This window comes from Streptomyces sp. NBC_00846, assembly GCF_045207325.1.
In the GTDB taxonomy this organism is placed as follows: Bacteria; Actinomycetota; Actinomycetes; order Streptomycetales; family Streptomycetaceae; genus Streptomyces.
In genome coordinates this window covers 4,449,488-4,467,139 of sequence record NZ_CP108846.1, presented here as the reverse complement: position 1 = coordinate 4,467,139, position 17,652 = coordinate 4,449,488, and the positions used below count along the sequence as shown (strand labels likewise).

Here is a 17,652-nt window from a genome sequence, read left to right as displayed (position 1 = left end):
CCAGTCGTAAGTCAGGAGGAGTTCCATGACAGCGAGGCCAGCATCCACGGCTCGCCGCACCCGTCTCGCAGGTGAGCTCCGCAAGCTCAGGGAGCACGCGGGGATGACCGCCACCGAGGCGGCGAAGCAGGTGGGAACCAGCTCAGGACAGCTGAGCAATGTGGAGACCGCTCGATTCGGCGTGAGCCCCGACCGAGTGCGGGCAATGGCTCGCACCTACGGCTGCAACGACTTGGCGTACGTGGAAGCATTGGCGGCCATGGCCAGTGACCGATCGGCAGGCTGGTGGGAGCAGTATCGGGGCATTCTGCCGAGGGGACTGCTGGACCTCGCCGAGTTCGAGCACCATGCAACCGCATTGCGCACCGCCTACACCTGCCACATCCCTGGACTGCTCCAGACCGCAGACCACGCCCGTGAGGTATTCGGCCAGGTCGTGCCGGAGCTGTCACCGCCGGAGATCGAGCACCGCGTCTCCCACCGCATCAAGCGACAGGACGTCATCTACCGGACGTCGCCCACGCCGTACTCAACGGTCCTGCACGAGGCCGCCCTCCGGATGAAGTTCGGCGGAACCACCACGGCACGCAGACAGCTGGAACACATTCTGACGATGAGCGAGAAACCGCACATCACCGTCACCGTGATTCCGTTCGATGCCGGGGCCTACCCTGGATCCGGACAGTCGGTCGCGTACGGGGTCGGTCCTGTACCGCAGCTCGACACAGTGCATCTCGACCAGTCCCACGGATCCGTACTGCTCGACACCGAGGCTCAGCTGGTGAAGTACCGGACGCTTCTCGACCGGATGGACACGGTCGCGCTCCCACCCAGGAAGTCTCAGGACTTCATCCGCCGTATTGCACGAGACCTGTGAAAGGACGTCACCGTGCCCGTGTCTGCATTTTGCTGGCAGAAGTCGTCGTACTGCGGGGAAGGGGACGCCTGCATACAGATATCCGCCTCCCCCGTCGGCACCTGGCAGAAATCGTCCTACTGCGCGCAGGGCGAAGCCTGCGTGCACGTAGCCGCCGTACGGACCGGAGCAATAGCACTCACCGAATCCGGCGACCCCAGCGGCGCGATACTCCGTACCTGCCCCACCGCCCTGGCCGCCCTCCTCCACGCCGTCAAGAAGGACACCCTCCATGGCTGATATCCCCACCGACCTCGCCTGGGTCCGCGCCGCCCCCGACGGCGAGGAAGGACCCGGCCCCTGGATCGAAATCGCCTTCGGACCGGACGAATTCGTCTACCTCCGCGAAACCAGCGACCCCACCAACATCGTCACCACCACCCGCACCAAATGGGACGCCTTCACGCTGGGCGTCCAGGCCGGCGAGTTCGACCACTTCATCGAGAGCACCGAGGGCACCCCACCCGCTCAGCACTGATCACCATCACACCGCCCCCAGACCTAACCCCGCGCAAAAACGTGACGCCCCACGGGTCGACTGTCACGTTCGCGCAGGGGATACCCCCTGCGCCCGGCGGAGTGGCCGCAGAACTCGACACCCTCGTCCTGGCCCGCCGGACAACTACGCGGGTCCGGCCGCATCGGCCTCGGACAGCCGGGCTTTCGGAAACTCCCTGGACGGTACGGCAGCCAGGCGGCGTTGCCGACGCCACCCATTCTCGACCCGGTCGAACTCACCCGGCGTCAGACCTGCGGCCCCGGATCGGTGGACAGACGGGCATGAAGCTCGACATCGTAACGAACACCGTCGTACACGAGTTTCTGCCGCTGAAGTCCTTCCACCGCAAACCCTGCCGCCTGAGCGACTCGGCACGAGGCCGGGTTGTTCGCGCGGTGTCCCAACTCCAGCCGGAACAAGCCGAGCTCCCGGAAAGCCCAGGAGGCCAAAGCCCGGCATCCGCTCGTCGCCACTCCTCGACCACGGGCCGAAGCCGTCGTCCAGTACGAGACCCAGCCCGTGTCATGTCGACGGCTGAGCGATCCCACCTGAACGTTGCCCAGCACGACGCCGTCGGTGCCGACTACGGCAAACGCAAAGGCCGAGCCTGCCGACCACCACTCTTCTCGCTCCGACAGCCAATGCGACGCAGCCGCCAGCGAGTTGATGGGTTCAACCACCTGACGCCGCATGGCAGGTTCCACGAACGCACCGAGCACAGCTTCCACGTCATACCCACACCAGGGACGCAGCAGCAGCCCCGAAGGGGTCTTGATTCGATCGCGCACACCGTGAGTCTGCCAGGACTACCACCCCACAGTCAGTCGATTACAGGACCAGAGGTGGGTACCCACCTCCGCTGCGCACTCCGGCGAACCAACAGGGCGAGGAGGGCCCCGGCCCCTGGATCGAGATCGCCTTCGGACCGTCTACCTCCGCGAGACCGGCGATCCCACCGACATCGTCACCACCACCCGCACCAAATGGGACGCCTTCACGCTGAGCGTCCAGGCCGGCGAGTTCGACCACTTCATCGAGGATCACGGCGACCGAACACAGCAGGGCTGAGTTATTCCTGTCGCTGCACTTCCATGCCCGTGACAGCGTCCAGGTACACAACCGCACCCGAGGGTTCGGTTTCACCGTCATGAATAAGAGCTCGCGCAGATAGGCGGCGTGGGCAGCCCCGGCAACAGGTGGGCACAGGTCCCGGTGATCATGGAGTTGCGACGCTCTGTGACCACTGGGGAGATCTGTGCCCGTTCATGGCTGACCGACCCGCTCTGGGATCAATTCGCGGCACTGCTGCCCAAGCGCCCTGCGGTCGATCCGGCCCACCCGCTGGGTTGCCACCGCAGCCGTATCAGCGACCGGATCGTGTTCGACAAGCTGCTCCAGCTCTTTCGGTTCGGCTGCTCCTACCAGGCGGTCTCCGACACGACCTGCTCGGCGACCACAATCCGCAACCGCCGCAACGAGTGGATCCGGCTCGGCGTCTTCGCCCGGCTCAAACAGATCGCGCACACCTGGCAGAGCGCCGTCCACCGGCTCCGATCGGCGGTGGGCTCGGAAAGGGAGGCATGCTTCACCGAGTCCGGCGGCGCCGACGGGGCGGGGACAGGAGCCCCGCCGAGCCGGGCGGGCCGTGGTGTCAGCGGCCGTGTTGTTGAGGCCGGATGAGGAGCAGGGCGATGTCGTCGTTGCGGGGGGCGGACCGTTGGGCGTGGTGAATGAGGGTGTCGGCGAGGGCGTCCAGGGTCTGGCCCCGGGCCTGTGCGAGCTGGGCGGCGAGGTCGGCGGTGGCGTCGTCGATGTCGATGCCGGGGGTTTCGACGAGTCCGTCGGTGTACAGGGCGAGCACGGCCCCGGGCGGTAGGGGGATGTCGGTCTCTGGGTATTCGGCGGCGGGGTCGATGCCGAGCAGGAGCCCGGGCGTCAGCGTGAGGATCTCAGTGTGTAGGTCGGGGTGGCGCAGGAGTGGGGGCGGGTGGCCGGCGGTGGCCAGGCAGGCGCGGTGGCGTGCCAGGTCGAGCTGGACGTAGAGGCAACTGGTGAACAGGCCGGGGTCAAGGTCGGTGAGCAGGCGGTTGGTGCGGGCGAGGACTTGGCCGGGCGATGCGCCGGCGGTGGCGTGGACGGCGGTGCGGACCTGCCCCATGAGGGCGGCGGCGTTCACGTTGTGGCCTTGGACGTCGCCGATTGCTGCGGCGGCGACGTCGGTGTCGAGATGAATGAGGTCGTAGAAGTCCCCGCCGACGTCGATGCCGTGAGCGGTGGGGAGGTAGCGGGTGGCGACGTCCAGGCCGGGGACGCGGGGCAGTGCTTGGGGCAGCAGGCTGGCTTGCAAGCTGTGGGCGAGAGCCTGATTGGCGTCGTAGAGGCGGGCGCGGTCCAGGGCCTGGGCGATCAGCCCGGCGGTCGCGGTGAGGACAGCTCGTTCCTCGGGCGTGAAGGAATGCGGCCGGTCGTACGCGAGGACCAGCGAGCCGACGGGGCGGCCGGAGGTGATCAGGGGCAGGAAGGCCCAGGCGGCCTTGCCGTCCTGCAGGACGGCGGGGGGATGAGCGCGCTTGAGGTCCGCGAAGGTGGCGTAGAAGCTGGGGACGCCGCTGGTCAGGACACGCACGGCAGGGGTGTTGGAGGCCAGGGGGGTGCCGTCGAAGCGGTCCATGAGTTCGGCGGGGTAGCCGCGGTAGCCGATGATCCGCAGCCGGCCCTCCTCGGCGATCATCAGGGCAAGGGCTTGGGCCTCGAAGGCGGTCGGGACCAGGTCATCGATCCGGGCGATCACGTCCATGACCCCGACGGCCTCGGTCAGCGTGGCGGCGAGGTGCATCAGGAGGTGGTGGGCGGTCGACCGACCCGGTGCGGCCGACGGTGCGGGGTGCAGAACCTCTGACGTCTCCGAGGCAGGGGACGGGGAAGCCGGGGCGATGCGGACGCTGATGCCGGATACGTCCGGGTACAGGTGGAAGGCCAGCCACCGGTCCGGTGGGCGCAGGGCGGTGAAGGAGGTGGCCTTCTGGCTGAGCACCGCAGCCCGGTAGCGGTCTTCGACGACTGGGTCGTCCAGCCACGGCAGGACCTGCCGTGGCAGGACGCCCAGCAGGTCGACGGCGCTGGCGCCGAGGAGGTCGGCGGCGGTGGTTGTGATGAAGGTGATCCGGCCGTCAAGGTCCAAGGTGCAGCATCCTCCGGGCAGGCGCTCGGCGAAGTCCGCCGCTGCCGCCTCCTGGGTCGGCCCGCGAGCGCGGGCACGCAGGGGGGCCAGGACCTGCGGCTCGGACCCGGGCAGCAGCGGGTGGCCGCTGTCGGCGGCCTGCCGCAGGAGAAGGCCCAGGCGGCGGCAGGAGGTACGGACCGCGTTGCGTTCGTGTCGGGTCAGCGGCGATGGATGCGAGCTGGGCCACCGCACCACCAGGGCGCCCCAGACGGTGGTGCCGGTGGTGATCGGGGCAGCGGCCGCCGAGAAGGGGTAGGGGAGCGCGAGTGCCATCTGCGGGTAGTGGCGAGCCATCTCTTCCTGGCCGCCTATCCACACCAGACGCCGCTCGCGCACGGCGTCGGTCGCCGGGGTGCGGGCCGCCAGCGGCACCTGCGTCCAGTGCGCGGCGATCTGCCGGGGAACCCCCCTCAGCACCGCCAGCCGCAGCACCCGCTCGCCTGGCGGCAGCAGGTATACCAGGGCCCCGGAAGCGTCTGTCTCCCGCATGAACTGGTCCAAAGCGGCGCAGAGTAGATGCGTGCCCGAGCCTGTGCCTGCGCCGAAGCCGGCGAGGTCCCTCGTGCTCTCACCCTCCCCAGCGGCACCAGACAGGGATCCCTCCAGGCGCCTGAAGCGGCATCTGGCCGCCTCCGCGCTGATGCCCAGGCCAGCACCGATCTGCGCCCAGCTCGCCCCGGTTCGTCGGTCCGCCAACACCGCACAGCGCACCATCTGCCCGGCCAACCCGGGCACCTCCGCCACGGCGACAACATGGCAGCCCTCCGTTCCTCGCCCCGGGCGCGAGTCGCTCGCCTGCTGGGTTGCGGCCTGCACCTGCGTCAGGAGATCCGCTTCCGCGAACACCAGCGCCTGCCGCGCCTCCGCCGCCGCCTGCCAGCGACGCCTGGCCCGCCAGGCCGCCTGCCGATGCGCCTGACGGCAATACCGCCGACCCGGGCCTGCCGACTCCGGCAGTGGAGCTCCGCACCAGCCACACCGATCGTCACCCATAAACCGATCGTCGCCCATATAGGGAAAATATGCTCTACTGCCGTGACGACGTGCTGCACACGTCCACCAGGGCGGTGGCGGCCGTACCTATACGCCGGCAGGCATACGTACCGATCATGTCGGCATCAAGATGCCCAAACTGCTGCACTTAGACGCTGCGTAGATCGGCACTCGCTCATGGGCGGCGGTTCGGACGGTTGTCCCAGCGGTGGGTCGTCCACGCCCTGCGGAGCAGGCTACGGACGGTGATGATCGTATCGGCGAGGTCGAAGAACGCGTCGATGACCGCGACGCGGCGTTCGTAGCATCGGGCGAGCCGGTGGAAGGCGTTCTGCCAGGCGTGGGTGCGCTCGACGTGCCACCGCTGGCTCGCCTGGATGGGCGCCTTCTCCCCCTTGTGCGCGATGCGGCCGTGCAGACTGCGCGCCGCGAGTTCGGCGCGGGTCTTGTCCGAGTCGTAGCCGGCGTCCAGGTGCACGGTGATGGCCTCGGGCAGCGGCCCCAGGTCCACCAGCAGGTCCAGGGTCGGAGCCAGCAGCGGAGAGTCATGGCGGTTCGCTCCGGCGAGGACCCTGCCGAGCGGGATCCCATAGCCATCCGTCATGCCGGAGCGCTTCAGGCCCTGTTTGCCGCGGTCGACCGGCGAGCGCCCGGCCGCTTCTCCGCCGCCGGGGGCCTTGGTGATGGAGCCGTCGACGGCGATCTGGTCGAGCACGAGCCCGACGATCCGGTGGTAGGACTCAAGCGCGATCTGTTTGAGCCGGGCGAAGACGCCGAGCCGGATCCACTCGTTGCGGCGGTTGCGGATTGTGGTCGCCGAGCAGGTCGTGTCGGAGACCGCCTGGTAGGAGCAGCCGAACCGCAAGAGCTGGAGCAGCTTGTCGAACACGATCCGGTCGCTGATACGGCTGCGGTGGCAACCCAGCGGGTGGGCCGGATCGACCGCAGGGCGCTTGGGCAGCAGTGCCGCGAATTGATCCCAGAGCGGGTCGGTCAGCCATGATGGAAGGACGGGCACAGATCTCCCCAGTGGTCACAGAGCGTCGCAACTCCATGATCACCGGGACCTGTGCCCACCTTGTTGCCGGGGCTGCCCACGCCGCCTATCTGCGCGAGCTCTAAGGTTCACGATCCAGACCGGCACCCACGTACAAGAGACTTCCTGCGCGATGACGAATGCGTCGTCGCTCGCCCTGATACCAGAAAGCTCTTCGGCTCGATGCTTGGCTGCGGACGCGGCTGCCGATGCTGACCGGCACGAGCCCGGAGATCAGCACGCCGGCGCGGCGGGTGGCTCAGGGCGCAGGAGCGGGGCGCGCGGATGACGAACGCCGGGTCCGGGCCGGAACCCTGCCGCACCCTCCGGTGCGATCGGCAGGGTTTCCGCCCCGGACCCGGGCCGCCCGGTTCAGCCCTCCACCACGTCCTGCGGATACCAGCGCAGCTCCACGGTGTTGCCGTCCGGGTCCCGGACGTACACCGACTGCGCCTCGCCCCGGGCACCGGAGCGGCCGACCGGGCCTTCCAGCACGGTGAAGGTGCCCGAGTCGATGACCTGTTGCCAGTCCAGCGGTTCGACGACCAGGCAGATGTGGTCGACGTTCGATGCGGAACGCGGCCGGTCCAGCAGATCGATGATCACGCTCGGGCTGACTCGCACCGACGGGAACGGGAACTCACCGGCCCGCCACTCGTCCACCTTGATCGGCTCCAGGCCGAGTGGGCCGCAGTAGAACTCCAGTGCGCGCTCGACATCCTGCACATTGAGCACCAGGTGATCGAAGTCCTTGACTCTTACTCGCACGACACGACCTTTCAGCCATTCACATTCGGTTCGGTTCGGAACGGTTCAAGGAACCGCAGGAGCCGGAGGAGCCGGAGGCCAGGGGACCTCGGCCAGCAGGGGCAGGATCTGCTCCTCCTCGTCATCCAGATGCGCGTTCAGCTCCATGGACATCCTGTCCAGCTCCGCGCGGAACCGCTCGGGATCCGCGATGCCGATGTCCGCCAGCAGCGCCACCAACGCGCCCTGGATACGCGCGACCGTGCGGTGTTCGTCGGCGAGCCGGGCGAAGGTGTCGGTCAAGTGCGGGTGATAACGGGCGATTCCGGGGGAACAGGTGCGCGTCCTCACTGGTGTGGTGGAATTCCAGTGCGTTGCAGAACGCCAGGCAGCGCTGCCTGATCTGGAGTCCCAGACCCGGGGCCGGTGGTTCACCATGGCCCCGGTGGGCCGCCCGTGCGGCGAAGTGGGCGTCGGCCTCCGTCTTCACCTGGCGCAACTGGCCCCGCAGCCAGGTGTGGACCTCCATGAGCTTGTCGGCAAGGCTGTTGACCTCGCCGGGAGACTCCTAGTCGTCGGGCTCGGCGCGCTCCAGGACCACGACCGGCAGGAGCCGGGCGGTCCGGGCCTGGTAATCGCGGTAACCGGGCGCCGTCTTCACGGCGTGTGCGAACAGTTCCTCGCGCCGCGCCCCTTCGGCGGGGACCGCGAGGGCCTGGAACGTACAAGTGCCGAGCTCCACCCGCACCACGGGGTGGGTGAGCAGGTTGTGGTACCAGTCGGGATGGTTCGGGGCGCCGAGGTTGGAGCCGACGATCAGCAGCGAATCGCCGTGGCGGACGTAACCGAGAGGGGTGGTGGTCTCCTTCCCCGACCTCGCGCCGGCGGTCGTCAGCAGGAGGAGGTCGCCGCCCTCGAAGGGACCACCGACCCTTCCTCCATTGGCGCGGAACTCCTCGATGACGGATTGGTTGAAAGACGTGGGCATACGGGTCTGTGTCTCCGTGGGTCGCAGGCGCGGCCGTGGCCGCGTCGAGCTGAGGCAATGAGTGATCGCGGTGCGCGTCCGGGCGGCGGTTTCGCACAGCGTGGTGCGGACGGCACGCAGGACGGCGTGCAGCGCCGGAAGGCGTGAAAGGCGGACGAGGGCGCGCGGCTGCCGCGCTGTCGCTACGTCAGGTGCAGGGTGCGGTGCAGGAACTCATCACGGACCCCTTGGATGAAGGGTGTTCGCCCGACCACCGGCCGGCCCACTGCTCTTTGGCCAGCATCACGCGACACCGGTTTCATTACACGCAGCCGACCGTCGCCTGTCAACGCGGACGTGTGCGCGCCCGGGCCGACCTTAGGCTCGCCAACTTCATTAGCGATCCCTAGTGTTGTGTATAATTGTGCGCATGGAGTTGCTGCGCATGTCCAAAGCCGCAGAGCGTCTGGGCATCCATCCGATGACGCTTCGCCAGTGGGCGTTGGACGGCAAGGTTCCGTTTACCTGGGTCGGTCGTGAGCGCCGGTTTTCCTCGGTTGACCTGGAGAACATGAAGCGCGGCAGCGGCGCCAGAACCTCCCGCCCCCGGCGGGAGGTTCTGTATGTGCGCGTCTCCGGATCGAATGGCCAGAAGTCCTCCCTCGCTGCGCAGGAGGAGGAGTTGCGGGCGACCGCGACCGGCGAGGTTGTGAAGGTGTTCAAGGACCGGGGATCCGGTCTGCGGGAGAATCGCCCCGGCCTCAACCGGCTGTTGGCGATGGTCGCCGACGGAACGGTGACGGTCGTCCGCGTCACGCATGAGGACCGGCTGGCCCGGTTCGGTGTCGCCTGGCTCAAGCACCTGTTCTCCGCATACGGCGTGAGTGTTGAGGTGCTGCATCCGAAGAAACTCGGTGGCAGGGATGAACTCCTCGAAGACTTCGCGTCCCTGGTCACCACCTTCGCCGGACGTCTGTACGGCATGCGCTCCGCCGAGGCGAAGCGGCGGTTGCTCGCCGAGACGAGCCGGGGCGCCGTTGGAAACCGTGCCGAGTGAGCAGGAAACTCCAGCTGGCCCAGGGCGAAACCTCCCGCACAGCCTGCGCCCGTGGCCTGCTGCGCACCGGAGTCGACGAGAAGACCGGCGAACTCCTTACCCGGTCCGTACTCGCCGAGCGAGTCGACTGGGCCGTGGGCCTGGTGTCCGACATGGCGGGCAAGTTGACCGCCGAGCACTGGAACAACCTCGATGTGGACGTCCTCGCCTCCGGCGAGGAAGCGGGCGGCAGGAAGTTGCCGTCGAACGCCTGGATGGCGCTGCGGCGTCTGGGCTGGACCGTCAACTCTGACGCCAAGGTCAATGACCGTATCGTTCGCATGGCCCAGGAACAGGCCGGCCGGTCCCTGCGCTCCACGAAGTGGCGCGCAGATCTCACTTCCGGGGTGCTCACGTCCTGGCCCGCCGATCCGGCCAAGCGGACCGCAGACGAGTGGGACGCAGTCCGCGAAGCAGTGCCCGGCGGGAAGCATCTGCCGTCCAGCGTCATCAAGTCCCGCACCCGGCAGGCCGTTACTTTCGAACGGAAGCACGGACGGCTCCCGGTCGATGTGTTCGAGCTGGAACCTGCACCCCGGACTGCCCGGATGCTGCTGCTGTCGGCGTGCGACGCGCAACAGGCCACCATCGAACGTCACGAGACTGATCCGGGCCGTGCGCTGCTGCGGTTGCAGCTCCCCACCCGGCCCGATCCGCAGTCCTACCGGGACTGGACGTGGATCGCCTGCCCGGTCTCCCTGCCGCCCACCATCGCGGCGAACGCAGTCCTGCACCTGCCCACCTTGCGCATCCACCAGGGCAAGGTGCGGGCTGATCTGGCCTACACCCACGCCGTCCCGAAGACCCGGCGCGCCGGGCACAGAGTCGCGCTCGGTGTGGACTGGGGCCTGAACACCCTGCTGTCCGCCGGCGCCGCCCGGCTCCACGATGACGGGCGTATCACCGCTCTCGGCAGCGGGGGCATGTTCCGCGCGGCCGGCGTGCTCGCGAAACAGCACCGCCTGCGCCGCCTGTCCGAGCACCTGCATGCGAAGGCCGACCACTATCAGCGCCTCACCGGCGACGACACCGACCACCTGCTGACGGCTAAGAGCCTGGTCCTCAACGACGAGACCCGGCGCGTCTGCGACCGCAGGTCGAACCTCAACGACGCCCTGGCATGGGCTGCCGCCCGCTGGGTCGTCGATCAGGCCATCGCTGCCTCGGCGACCGTGATCTATGCCGAAGATCTCCGCTCGATGGAGGCCCGTGGCATGGGCCGCACGATGAACACGCGCCTCTCCCAGGCAGTGCGCGGGCAGATCGTCGACCGGATGCGGCACCTGGCTGGCGAAGCAGGTATCGCCGTCATCACCGTGCCCGCGCGGAACACTTCCAAGCACTGCCCCCAGTGCCTCGTGCCGCTGCGACACCGCAAGGCACCAGACCGGCCCACCACACCGGGCTGGAAGTGGGCACTCTGCCGGTCCTGCGGATACCAGAGCGACCGCGACGCCGCCGCGTGGAAGCGCATCGCCGCACGCGGACTGGCCCACCAGGCCAAGACCGTGGTGGACCGCGCCAGCGGTGCCATGGTCATCCGCAGCGTGGTCGACAACCTCGAAGCCAAAGCCGTCATCACCCCGACCACCAAGACCAGCCGGGACCGGTGCAAGACCGGGCCCACCCGGCACCAAACAACACGTCCGACGCCCAGGCGACGCCGGACACCCTCCCCCGGCCGGCCGCAAGGCCCGGCGGGCAAGCGTCCGGAGGGACACGCTCACACGGACCGGACCCGGTTGCCCCGCGCAGCCCACCGGCACCAGGGCGTGACGACGATCAGCACACCCACCACCGGCCACCGGCCACAAGGGGCAGCACTGGGCGCAGGCTTCCACCTGCACGCCCACGCCACCCCTCCACGATGGGCAGAACCCATGTCAGACACCACGTCCAACATGGGATCACTTAGCTGATTAGAGACGCTTGATCCATGCCCTTCCCACCCGCATATGCCCTCGTCGCCACGGACCTGGACGGCACCCTGTTGCGCCGTGACGACAGCGTGAGTCCCCGCACCCGTGCCGCGCTCGCGCTGGCCGCCCGGGCCGGGGCGCGGCATCTCGTGGTCACCGGGAGGCCCGTGCCCGGCATACGGGGGCTGCTCGACGAGTTGGGCTACCGGGGGCCGGTGGTCTGCGGGCAGGGGACTCAGCTGTACGACGCCGGGTCCGGGCGGATGGTACGCGCGGTCACCCTGGACCGGGAGGCGGCCGACACCGCGCTCGGCAAGATCGAGGCTCGGGTGGGACCGGTCCACGCGGCCGTGGACCAGGACGGGGCCGACGGCCGGACACTGATCGAGCCGGGATATCTGATGCCCCACCCCACGCTCCCCGCCCAACGGACCCGCCGTCGCCACGAGTTGTGGGCCGCGCCCGTCATCAAGGTGCTCATCCGGCACCCGGAGCTCACCGACGACGCGCTGGCCGAGGCCGCCCGTACGGCGGTCGGCGACCTCGCCTCCGTCACGCTCTCCGGCCCCGGCACCGTCGAACTGCAGCCGTACGGCGTCGACAAGGGAAGCGGGCTCGCGCTGGCCGCCGAATTCCTGGGCGTGGCCGCGGACACCACGATCGCCTTCGGGGACATGCCCAACGACCTGCCGATGTTCCGCACGGCCGGGTACGGCGTCGCGATGGCCAACGGTCATCCGGACCTGCGGGCCGCGGCGGACGAGGTGACGTCGTCGAACGAGGAGGACGGGGTCGCGGAGGTGCTGGAGCGGATGTTCGACTGAGTGCGCGTGACCGTACCGATCAAGGTGACCGTGCCGCGGACGGTTCTCAGCCGTTCCCACCCTCCGGCGTGCCCGGCTCCGGCGCCCCCAGCGCCCGCAGCACGTGCGCGACCAGGGCCGCGACCGTATCCTCGTCGTACACCGGCTTGCGTAGCACATGGCGGTAGTACACCGGGCCGTACAGCATCTCCACGGCCAGTGGAAGGTCCGCATCCAATGGGATCCGGCCCTGTTCCTGGGCGCGGCGCAGGCGGGCGACGGCCTCCTCGAAGCGGGGATCGACCAGCTTCGTTCTGACCGCCTCCGCGAGTGCGTCGTCGTGGTGGACCTCGGAGAGAATCCCGGCGTACGCGGGGCCGAAGGGCGGCGTGGAGAGCAGCTTCACCGCGCCCATCACATTGGCCCGCAGGTCGGCGGCGACGTCGCCGGTGTCGACGAACGGCGTCGTGCCGACCAGTGCGTCGGTGAACGCCTCCAGCATCACCGCACCCTTTGACGGCCACCAGCGGTAGATCGTCTTCTTGCTGACACCCGCTCTGGCCGCGATGGCCTCGACCGTGACCCGGCCGTACCCCTTCTCCGTGCACAGGTCGAGGGCGGCTTCCAGGATCGCCCGTCGTGATCTCTCACTGCGGCGCAGTGAACTCGGCGATGTGATCATTCGGTGAGCATAGGTGCGTTTGAGCCAATCCTTGTTGACAGTCCGTCGCCAGAAGTCGAACAATACTGAGGCGGAAACGGAACGTGCCGTGTCGCATCGTTCCTGCTGTTCGCACCGTTCGTGCCGTTCGTGCCGCGACGAGCCGATCGGGGGACGGCTCGCCCGGCCGACGGCACGAGGGCGGTGCACCGTACGTCAGGCGGTGATGTCCTTCGCCGTGAAACGGGCCCACGCCGCCGAGCCGAACACCGCCGCGTACAAGCCCTGAAGCCCCAGGTTCTTGACCACGTCGTCCCAGTACACGGGGTCGCGCAGCAGGTCCGCGTACGACATCCAGTAGTGCGGGAAGAGATACGGGTGGATGCCGCTCAACTGCGGGATGGTATCCACGATCTGCACGGTGATCAGCAGTCCGACGGTGGCGGCCATGGCCGCGATTCCGCTGCTGGTGAGGGTCGAGACGAACAGGCCGACCGCCGCGAACCCGATCAGCGACGCGGCGACCACCACCGCGATCAGCCCGGCCCGCAGCAGCCCTTCACCGAAGCCGATGCGGGTGCCCGAGATGGTGGTGACCTCGCCGACGGGGAACAGCAGCGCGCCGACGGCCAGCGCCGAGGCCGCCACGACCAGGGTCGCGACCAGGCAGAACGTGAGGATGGAGGCGTACTTCGTCAGCAGCAGCCGGGTCCGGCCCGCCGGGGCGACCAGCAGATAGCGCAGGGTGCCGGCGTTGGCCTCGCCCGCGACGGAGTCGCCCGCCACGACCCCGACGGCCATCGGGAGGAAGACCGGGAGCGTCACGGCGAGGGCCGCGAAGACCAGGAAGAGACCGTTGTTGGTGACCTGGGAGAGGAACGCGGGGCCGCCCCCGCCACCGGCCGGCCCGGGCGACGAGCCGTGGTTCGTCTCGACCCGCACCGCGATCCCGATCAGTACGGGAACGGCGGCCAGCACCCCGAGCAGCGCGAGCGTGCGCCAGCGGCGAAGGGTGGTGGTCAGTTCGGAGCGGAGGATTCCGAACGTCCACAGCGCACTGTGTGTCCTGCCCGGGCCAGCTGCACCGCCCGAACCGGCTGCTCCACCCAAACGAGCTGCACCGCCCGCCCCGGCTGCGCCACCCGAACCAGCTGCCCCGCCCGAACCGGCGCGTGCGGCTTCAGCCTGCGACATCGAAACCCTCTCCCGTGAGTGCGACAAAGGCGTCTTCCAACGAGGCCCGTTCGACGCCGAAGAACCGCAGGCGCACGCCCGCGTGCACCAGCGCCGCGCTGAGGTCCGCGAGTTCGACGTCGCCCGCCGGAGCCTCGGCGCGCACCCGGTCGCCGTCGACCGTGACGCCGGTGACACCCCGTTCCTTGAGGACTCGGGCGGCGTCACCCGGGTCGGGGGTGGTGACGGCCAGCCGGCCGCGGGCGCCCGCCGCCAGATCCGCTACCGGCCCCTGGGTGATCAGCCGCCCCCTGGCCATCACCGCGGCATGGGTGCAGACCTGCTCGATCTCGTCGAGGAGGTGGGAGGAGAGGAAGACCGTGGTGCCCTCCGCCGCCAGTTCCCGGACCAGCGTGCGGATCTCGCGCATGCCCTGCGGGTCCAGGCCGTTGGTCGGCTCGTCGAGGACGAGCAGGCGGCGCGGCTGGAGCAGGGCGGCGGCGAGACCGAGGCGCTGCTTCATACCGAGCGAGTACGCCTTGGCCTTCTTGCCGGCCGCCGAGGCCAGCCCGACCCGGTCCAGGGCCTGTCCGACGCGGGCCCGGCGGGTGCGCGGATCGGCGGTCGGGTCGGCGGAGTCGTAGCGCAGCAGATTGTCCCGGCCGCTCAGGAAGCCGTACAGTGCGGGCCCCTCGATCAGCGCCCCGACCTGCGGGAGCACGGAGCGGGCCGCGCCCGGCATGGGGTGGCCGAGGACCCGCGCGGTGCCGGACGTCGGATCGATCAGGCCCATCAGCATCCGGATTGTCGTGGTCTTCCCGGAGCCGTTGGGGCCGAGGAATCCGAAGACGCTGCCCGCGGGCACGCCGAGGTCGAGACCGTCGACGGCGAGCTGGCCGCCGCGGTACCGCTTGGTGAGGCCCCGTGTCTCGATCACGGTCGCCGTCCCCGGCTCGATCATGGTCCCGGGCTCTGCCATACGTACTCCCCCTCGGTCGGTCGGGGATTGCGGACCGCCCCGCCGTACGGAGCGTACGGCGGGGCGGGTGGATGCTGCCGGGAAGCGCGGCGCGCGCCGGCTCAGGAGGCGCCATTGGCCGCCTTGACCAGCATGTCCGGCGTGACTGCGCCGACGTACACCTTGCCGTCGTCCGTCACCAGCGCGTTGACCAGGCGGGTCTTGAAGACCATGCCCGAGCCGAACGGGCCGGAGATCTTGTCGCCGAGCGAGTCAAGGAACTGCTGTGCCTCGGCCGGTACGTCACCCGACGCCTTCGAGGGCAGTCCGCTGCCGCCCGGGGTCCGGATCTCGGCGATCGCGTTCCAACCCTCGCCGATGACCTTCATGTCCTTGCCGTCCGCGCCACCGGCGCCCAGTTCTTCGGCACCCGGGAACATGCCCAGGCCCTCGGCCCCGTCGGCCTTCCGCTGCGCCTTCGCGTCGTCGGCCTCGGTCACCTTGGCACCCTTGGGCGGGGTGAACGCGAACGAAGAGGCGGCCGGCTTCGCGAAGTCGACCTTGGTGAACCCGGCGTCGACGACGGCCTTGCCACCGCTGCTCGGAAGCAGCGTGAACTTCAGCGGCACACCGTTCTGCGCGTCGACCGCGACCGTGACCGACCGGATCGTGGAGCCGCTCTGCCTGGGCTTGATGAGCAGCTTGTACGCGTCACGTCCGGCGACCTGCGCCGTGCCGTCGACCGTCACCGAGGTGGTGGGGCCCGCGGCCTTCAGGACCTGCTCGGCGAGCGCCTTGGGCGTGGTCGGCACGCCCTCGGGGGCCGCGGTCGCGTGCCCGGACTTCTCGCCGGACTTCTGCCCGGCCCGGTGCTCGGTCCCGGCCCGGTTCCCGGTGGCGTGATAGACCTCGTTGGACTTGCTGTCGTACGCCCAGACCTGATCGCCGTTGTGGATCAGGCTGTACTCCGCCGCGTTGTCCAGGATCGACACCCGCTGCTTGTCGGGGCCGTCGGCGGCCACCCGCAGGGTGTGCGTGCCGGACGCCAGCTCCGTCATCCTCGACTGCGGGTCGGCGCTCGATTCGCCCTTGCCGTCGCTGCCACCGCTCTGGGCGAAGGAGCCGGCCAGACCGCCGAGCGACGGAATGCCCAGGTCCGTACTGATCTTCACCGTGCCCGAGAGCTGCTGGGTGTCCGAAGCGGCGATCTTCTCCATGAGCTGCTGCGCGGTGATCTTCGGCAGATCGGGGTCACCGGTACTCGCGAGCGCCGGGACGAGCCCGATCGTCGCGGCCGCCACTCCCGCCACCGCGACCGGGACGATGTAGCGCGCCGCCTTGCGGCGGCCGACGGCGGTGCCCCTGCTCCCGCCGTTGCTCTCAACGCTGTCGTTCGGTGCCATGTGTGCCCTACCTCCGTGGTCGGCGGCTTCCGTCCGGATGCACTCGTCCACTCCGTGCCGCCATTCTCACCGTTTTGCTCAGGAGTGGTTGTTCTCCATCTGACCAAAACGGCGGCGCGGAATCGTCAGCCCCGGGGAGCAACTCCGCCTACCTCTTCGGTATGACACCGCACGAGCGCATCTCCCACGTCCCGTAGGGGAGGTACCCGACTCCAGGGCCCGCCACAACAGCCGGGCCGGTCCGGGAAACCGCGTCGTACGTCCGCCGATCGGGTCACGGCGTGACGGGAGAGGTGAATTTCACGCCAACTCTTGACGATTTCCAGTCATGCATCCACACTTCCAGGCATACTCAGTCACTTTTCCACGAATCCAGTCAGCGAGGTTGCCGGGATGCTGCCAGCCGAACGTCACCGTCGAATCTCCACCGTCGTGGAGCGCAGCGGCACGATCAGCACCGAGAGTCTGGCCGAGCAGCTCGGCGTCTCGGCCGAGACCGTGCGCCGGGACCTGGCACAGATGGAGAAGCAGGGGCACCTCATGCGGGTGCGCGGCGGTGCGGCAGCGCTGTCCGTCGTCCGCGGTCTGAGTGGCGAAGAAGCATCCTTCACGGAACGGTCCTCCTCGCAGCAGCAGGCCAAGACGGCGATCGGGCGAGCCGCCGCGGATCTGGTCCATTCCGGCATGACCCTCGTGATCGACGTCGGCACGACGGCCTTGCAGGTCGCCTCTGCCCTGGCGCCGGATTTCCGGGGGACGGTGGCGACTCCGTCCCTGCTCGTCGCAGCCGAACTGTCCACCCGCCCCCATGTCGACGTACTGGTCCCCGGCGGACGGATCCGGGGCGGCGACCTGATCTGCTCCGGCCCTCTGACGGTGGACTTCTTCAACGGCCTCTACGCCGACATGGCGTTTCTCGGCTCCGGCGGCGTCGACAGCGCAGCCGGGATGACTGACTTCCACTTCGAGGAGAGCGCGACCAAGCGCGCGATCCTCGCTCACAGCGCACTCAGCTACGTGCTGGCCGACGGGAGCAAGCTCGGCCGGGTGGCTCCGCACCGCGTCTGCGGATTCGACGACTGCACCGGTCTGATCACCGACCAGGCACCCGAACAGACCCTGGCTTCGGCCATCGAGCAGTCAGGCGCAGTGGTGATCTTGGCCTGACACTCCTGAGCGCCACGGCGCTCTCTCCCCGGCGGTGTCTCCGTTTGAGACCCGCCCCGTGCAGCGAACGGCAGTTTCCGCAACGAAGCGG

The 17,652-nt window shown here is 69.1% G+C and carries 15 protein-coding genes and 3 pseudogenes; 9 read left to right on the top strand and 9 right to left on the bottom strand.

Annotated elements, in window-relative coordinates; translation table 11 throughout:
* The first annotated feature begins 25 nt into the window (after positions 1-25).
* Genes OG936_RS20640 through OG936_RS20630 form a run of 3 tightly spaced genes read left to right on the top strand, consistent with a single transcriptional unit; the run spans position 26 to position 1,394 of the window.
* Complete coding sequence (locus OG936_RS20640; RefSeq protein WP_406496545.1) at positions 26-877, top strand: helix-turn-helix transcriptional regulator; 852 nt, start codon at positions 26-28, stop codon at positions 875-877.
* A 12-nt stretch (positions 878-889) separates the two neighbouring features.
* Positions 890-1,156, top strand: a complete 267-nt coding sequence (locus OG936_RS20635; RefSeq protein ID WP_406496544.1) for a DUF397 domain-containing protein — start codon at positions 890-892, stop codon at positions 1,154-1,156.
* Complete coding sequence (locus OG936_RS20630) at positions 1,149-1,394, top strand: DUF397 domain-containing protein (RefSeq protein ID WP_406496542.1); 246 nt, start codon at positions 1,149-1,151, stop codon at positions 1,392-1,394. The genes OG936_RS20635 and OG936_RS20630 overlap by 8 nt, the downstream gene beginning before the upstream one ends.
* Positions 1,395-1,660: 266 nt before the next feature.
* On the opposite strand, the gene OG936_RS20625 is transcribed toward OG936_RS20630, so the two are convergent.
* Entirely contained in the window at positions 1,661-2,203 is a 543-nt protein-coding gene (locus tag OG936_RS20625; protein ID WP_406496540.1) for a GNAT family N-acetyltransferase, read from the bottom strand.
* Positions 2,204-2,274: 71 nt separating this feature from the next.
* Here OG936_RS20625 and OG936_RS20620 point away from each other — a divergent pair.
* Positions 2,275-2,483, top strand: a pseudogene (locus OG936_RS20620) (DUF397 domain-containing protein).
* Positions 2,484-2,633: 150 nt separating this feature from the next.
* A pseudogene (locus OG936_RS20615) lies at positions 2,634-2,936 on the top strand (transposase); the annotation flags it as partial.
* Positions 2,937-3,066: 130 nt separating this feature from the next.
* Here the strand turns inward: OG936_RS20615 and OG936_RS20610 are convergent.
* The 4 genes and pseudogenes from OG936_RS20610 to OG936_RS20595 form a co-directional block, all read right to left on the bottom strand.
* A complete protein-coding gene (locus OG936_RS20610; protein ID WP_406500525.1) occupies positions 3,067-5,352 on the bottom strand; it encodes a SpoIIE family protein phosphatase in 2,286 nt (761 codons plus the stop codon).
* A 454-nt stretch (positions 5,353-5,806) separates the two neighbouring features.
* A complete protein-coding gene (locus OG936_RS20605; protein WP_406496538.1) occupies positions 5,807-6,649 on the bottom strand; it encodes an IS5 family transposase in 843 nt (280 codons plus the stop codon).
* Positions 6,650-7,039: 390 nt separating this feature from the next.
* On the bottom strand, positions 7,040-7,435 hold the full coding sequence (locus OG936_RS20600) for a VOC family protein (RefSeq protein ID WP_406496536.1): 396 nt from the start codon (positions 7,433-7,435) through the stop codon (positions 7,040-7,042).
* A gap of 45 nt (positions 7,436-7,480) precedes the next feature.
* Positions 7,481-8,402 (bottom strand): annotated as a pseudogene (locus OG936_RS20595) (nitroreductase/quinone reductase family protein).
* A 409-nt stretch (positions 8,403-8,811) separates the two neighbouring features.
* Between OG936_RS20595 and OG936_RS20590 the strand changes: the two are divergent.
* From OG936_RS20590 to OG936_RS20580, 3 genes are read left to right on the top strand one after another with little or no spacing between them, the layout of a single operon-like run.
* Positions 8,812-9,438, top strand: a complete 627-nt coding sequence (locus tag OG936_RS20590; RefSeq protein WP_406496535.1) for an IS607 family transposase — start codon at positions 8,812-8,814, stop codon at positions 9,436-9,438.
* On the top strand, positions 9,435-11,396 hold the full coding sequence (locus OG936_RS20585) for a zinc ribbon domain-containing protein (RefSeq protein WP_406496533.1): 1,962 nt from the start codon (positions 9,435-9,437) through the stop codon (positions 11,394-11,396). The genes OG936_RS20590 and OG936_RS20585 overlap by 4 nt, the downstream gene beginning before the upstream one ends.
* Before the next feature lie 17 nt (positions 11,397-11,413).
* Positions 11,414-12,220, top strand: coding sequence for an HAD family hydrolase (locus OG936_RS20580; RefSeq protein ID WP_406496531.1), 807 nt, complete (start codon positions 11,414-11,416; stop codon positions 12,218-12,220).
* Between the two features lie 46 nt (positions 12,221-12,266).
* Here OG936_RS20580 and OG936_RS20575 read toward each other — a convergent pair whose 3' ends face one another.
* From OG936_RS20575 to OG936_RS20560, 4 genes are all read right to left on the bottom strand, one after another.
* Complete coding sequence (locus tag OG936_RS20575; protein ID WP_406496529.1) at positions 12,267-12,881, bottom strand: TetR/AcrR family transcriptional regulator; 615 nt, start codon at positions 12,879-12,881, stop codon at positions 12,267-12,269.
* Positions 12,882-13,076: 195 nt separating this feature from the next.
* Positions 13,077-14,054, bottom strand: coding sequence for an ABC transporter permease (locus tag OG936_RS20570; RefSeq protein WP_406496528.1), 978 nt, complete (start codon positions 14,052-14,054; stop codon positions 13,077-13,079).
* Entirely contained in the window at positions 14,041-15,012 is a 972-nt protein-coding gene (locus tag OG936_RS20565) for an ABC transporter ATP-binding protein (RefSeq protein WP_406496527.1), read from the bottom strand. The genes OG936_RS20570 and OG936_RS20565 overlap by 14 nt, the downstream gene beginning before the upstream one ends.
* Positions 15,013-15,113: 101 nt before the next feature.
* Positions 15,114-16,394, bottom strand: a complete 1,281-nt coding sequence (locus OG936_RS20560) for a LolA family protein (RefSeq protein WP_406496526.1) — start codon at positions 16,392-16,394, stop codon at positions 15,114-15,116.
* 393 nt (positions 16,395-16,787) lie between these two features.
* On the opposite strand from OG936_RS20560, the gene OG936_RS20555 reads away from it, so the two are divergent.
* On the top strand, positions 16,788-17,561 hold the full coding sequence (locus tag OG936_RS20555) for a DeoR/GlpR family DNA-binding transcription regulator (RefSeq protein ID WP_406496524.1): 774 nt from the start codon (positions 16,788-16,790) through the stop codon (positions 17,559-17,561).
* The last annotated feature ends 91 nt before the right edge of the window (positions 17,562-17,652 follow it).